Raw genomic sequence first — 493 nt, 5'->3', positions numbered from 1 at the left:
GGTTACATTTCGAACCCGGAAGCTAAGCCTTACAGCGCCGATGGTACTGCAGGGGGGACCCTGTGGGAGAGTAGGACGCCGCCGAACAATCTTTGGAAGGACCCTTGGTCCCAGCGTTCAGCTGGGACCAAGGGTCCTTTTTTGTTTTTACGGAGCGCGCCGGGTTGTCGGCTGCGCGAGAATGACTGCGGTACCAAAGACAGGAGTCACCGATGTCCACCAACTCTCCCGAGGACCGACCGGAGCGCGACCAGCGGCGACGGGATGGTGGGGAACGCGGCGATCGCGGCGGCTTCCGTGGTGGCCGCAGTGACCGCAGTGACCGGAGTGACCGCGGCGGCTTCCGACGTGACAACGACCGTGCTGGCTACGGCCGTCGAGACGGCGACCGTGGGTCGCGGCCGACCTTCCCGCGCGACGATCGTGATCGTGGGCCGCGCCGCGACGACCGTGATGGGCGGGAGGGTAGCCGGCCCGGAGGTTTCCGCCGTGA

The 493-nt window shown here is 66.5% G+C and carries 1 protein-coding gene and 1 rRNA gene; both read left to right on the top strand.

From position 1 onward, the window contains the following. Window positions 1-87, top strand: a 5S ribosomal RNA gene (gene rrf, locus AB0O67_RS27925); the annotation flags it as partial. Window positions 88-309: 222 nt separating this feature from the next. Further along, window positions 310-493: hypothetical protein (locus tag AB0O67_RS27920; protein ID WP_365455573.1), on the top strand; the 184-nt coding region annotated here is incomplete at its 3' end.

Origin of the sequence: Streptomyces sp. NPDC086077 (assembly GCF_040686175.1) — a bacterium.
Taxonomy (GTDB): Bacteria; Actinomycetota; Actinomycetes; order Streptomycetales; family Streptomycetaceae; genus Streptomyces.
This window is presented reverse-complemented; position numbering and strand designations above follow the sequence as displayed.